Origin of the sequence: Mesorhizobium sp. M4A.F.Ca.ET.050.02.1.1 (assembly GCF_003997725.1) — a bacterium.
Classification (GTDB): domain Bacteria; phylum Pseudomonadota; class Alphaproteobacteria; order Rhizobiales; family Rhizobiaceae; genus Mesorhizobium.
In genome coordinates, this window is the sequence record NZ_RZSG01000776.1 from 1 (window position 1) to 2,798 (window position 2,798).

Genomic DNA, 2,798 nt, shown 5'->3' on the forward strand with positions numbered 1-2,798 from the left:
CCCCTCGTTTGCCCTCATAAAAGGGGCGAACGAGAGGAGGTTGTCATGATGAAGCTTCCGATGCTGCTGGCTTTGGGGCTCGCGCTCGCCGCCTGCGACAACAATGTCCAGCCGACCAAGGCGCCCGTCGACCAGAATCCGCAGGTCGACAAGAACCCGGTGCCGAAGTCCACAACTGGCGGCGACCAGCAGGGGACGCCGCCGGCGCAGTGACGCGCCGCTCATGAAGCGATCGGCGCGGCGAGATGACCACAGGCGCTGCAAGAAGAAGGCCGGCGCTGCTTGGGAGGAAGCGGAAAGCGCCGGCCAAGCGGGAAAGTCAGGCCCGCCGCAAAACAGACTATAGCTGAGTCTTGCCGCCAGGTCAGGGGATGGGTTGGGGAAGACTTCTCGAATTGTGTGAAATTCGTCTGAAAATTCGTGTATTGTGTGAAATCTACAACAAAAACCCAGAGTTGCGACAGGGCATCGTCATTTGTACCTGATGGTTGCCCACATAGTGTGAAGTATAGCCTCAAAAATGAGCGAGCGGCTGTCTCAAGCCATCGCCGCCCGCCTCACTGGCACCCCGGCGATCTCAAGGTCCAGCTGGCGCTGAGTCAGCGCCGCCTCCGCCATCACCCATTGCTTGAACAGCACAACCTTGCGCGCCGCGTGCTGGGTATCGGGGCTGACGAAGTACCAGCCGGCGGTGTTGGGGTGATGCACCGCGAACGGTGCCACCAGCCGCTCGGCGCGGATGTCGCTCGCCATATAGGCGCGGTTGGCGACGGCAAAGCCCAGGCCTGCATTGGCCGCCTCGTAGGACATCATGCAGGAATCGAAATATATGCTCTTGGTCTCGCCGAGCACGAAGCTCGCCCCGGCAAAGGCAAGCCATGACTGCCAGTTCTGGGTGCAGGTGTCGGAATGGAGGAGCGTGAAATGCCGAAGATCATCCGGCGTCACCTTCGACAGCGGCTTGTCGCCGAGGATCTCGTGGAAGAGTTTCCTGCTGCACACCGGCGTCAGGTCTTCCTTGAACAAAAGGTCCGCCTGCAGCCCGGGGAAGCTGCCGTCGCCATAGCGTATTTCGAGATCTATCTCCGAGGTCGCGAACTCATGCGTGGCGTAGGAGGTCGAGACGCGCATCTCGATGTCTGGATATTGCCGCTGGAACATCGGCAGGCGCGGGAACAGCCAGCGCGCTGCGAAGGTTGGCAGCACCGAGATCTTGAGCACATGCGCCTGTGATTGCCCGGTCGCTTCCATGCTCGCCGCCACGATCCGCTCCAGGGCTTCGCGCACCCGCGACACATAGGTCTCGCCTTCCGGCGTCAGCGACACGGCGTTGCCGCCGCGCTGGAAGATCTTGAAGCGCAACTGATCTTCCAGGCTTTTGACGCGCTGGCTGACTGCCGAGGCGGTGATGAACTGTTCTTCGCCGGCGCGCGTGAAGTTCCCGTGCCTGGCAGCACTCTCGACGATCTTCAGCGAATTGAGGTTGACCTGACTGAGCAGACGCACCGTTTTCGACCTTAAGCTGGGCTTACGGTAGCACCAGCATTCCTAAATTTACAGGGGTGGGCGGATTAATCGACTGTTTACCAAGTGTTGCCCCCACCTGGAGAAGTAGAATGAACGCCCATACCATCCCCGAACTGCGCTATGCGATGAGCCGTGAAGCCATCATCGGCCACGACACCGCCTGGAAAGTGTCGAGCTTCGGCGTCGCGCAGTATCTGCACGGCTACGACCCGGCGCTGCTTGCCGCGATCGAGGAGGCCGCGTTGAAGCTGAAGTCCAGCCACGCCATCCACAAGCATCTCGATCTTACCTTCATCACCGGCGCCGACCGTTACATTCCCGAGATCAAGGAACTGCTGAACGACAAGCTCCGCTTGGAGCGGCTCTCCGACATGATGGGCACCAAGCTCGAGCCCTATCCGCTGTCGATCGTCGGCTCGACGGTCACCTTCATGAATCCCAAGGACGGTGCCGTCGAATGGCATTGCGACGGCGTGCCGGTCACCGAGCTCATCCCGCTGTCGATCAGCGATCCGCTGATCGGCGGTCATCTGGAGATCTATTGCGATGATTCCGAGACCGGGCGGGCGATCCTGGAATCCGGACGCGAGATCCCGCGCAACCGCATCATGCGCATCGACCACAAGATGAACTACGCGACGCTCGGCCAGTTCCTCGGCGTGCTGCACCGCACGGCGCCCATCCAGCTCGGCTCGCGCGTCACCCTGGTGCTCAACCAGCGTTCGGTCGCAAAACCCTATGTCGACGACAACCGGATGTTCTACCTCGCCGCCGACAACGATCATGACCGCGAATGGGTGAACGAGCTGGCCGATGACGTCTGGAACAATCAGCTGCCGGCCTATCGCCGTTTTGCCGAACAACATCCCGCGCCGCAGCCGGTCACCGAACCGGTCTCCGGCGGTGCCAGGGAATCATGGTAATGAGGTCATGGGCGGGAACCGGCTTGCTTTACTGATCCACAATTCGGAACAGCTCATGGCCAGGCAGGAAAACAGGACGCCATCCCGGATCGTCCGGGATGGAACGGCTCCCGCGGCCGCGCTGGCCTTTGCCGCAGGCGCGGTGGCGCTGTGGTCGACCAATGCGCTGGTCGGCAAGTCGCTGCTTGAAAATCATCCGGTGTCGCTGGTGCAGTTCCTGCAATTCACCGGCGCCGCGCTGGTCTTTGCGCTGATCAGGCTGCGCACCTTACCTTCTCCCCTTGTGGGAGAAGGTGGATCGGCGCGCAGCGCCGAGACGGATGAGGGGTGTTGGCCGGATCGCCGTCG

Annotated in this window: 3 protein-coding genes and 1 pseudogene; 3 read left to right on the forward strand and 1 reads right to left on the reverse strand. The window is 61.5% G+C overall.

Annotated elements, in window-relative coordinates; translation table 11 throughout:
- Positions 1–45: 45 nt before the first annotated feature.
- On the forward strand, positions 46–213 hold the full coding sequence (locus EOA33_RS39400) for a hypothetical protein (RefSeq protein WP_189347458.1): 168 nt from the start codon (positions 46–48) through the stop codon (positions 211–213).
- A 324-nt stretch (positions 214–537) separates the two neighbouring features.
- Here the strand turns inward: EOA33_RS39400 and EOA33_RS30960 are convergent, their stop codons facing one another.
- Complete coding sequence (locus EOA33_RS30960; RefSeq protein WP_126055585.1) at positions 538–1,506, reverse strand: LysR substrate-binding domain-containing protein; 969 nt, start codon at positions 1,504–1,506, stop codon at positions 538–540.
- A 110-nt stretch (positions 1,507–1,616) separates the two neighbouring features.
- Between EOA33_RS30960 and EOA33_RS39405 the strand changes: the two genes are divergently transcribed.
- Both EOA33_RS39405 and EOA33_RS30975 read left to right on the forward strand, forming a co-directional pair.
- The gene (locus EOA33_RS39405; protein ID WP_189347456.1) at positions 1,617–2,450 is read left to right on the forward strand and encodes a hypothetical protein; all 834 of its coding nucleotides are present in this window, start codon (positions 1,617–1,619) and stop codon (positions 2,448–2,450) included.
- Between the two features lie 55 nt (positions 2,451–2,505).
- Positions 2,506–2,798 (forward strand): annotated as a pseudogene (locus EOA33_RS30975) (hypothetical protein); the annotation flags it as partial.

Excerpts from the sequence above, each read along its gene's own strand:
- EOA33_RS39400 (WP_189347458.1), top strand. The coding sequence starts at position 46 with ATGATGAAGCTTCCGATGCTGCTGGCTTTGGGGCTCGCGCTCGCCGCC.
- EOA33_RS39405 (WP_189347456.1), top strand. The coding sequence starts at position 1,617 with ATGAACGCCCATACCATCCCCGAACTGCGCTATGCGATGAGCCGTGAA.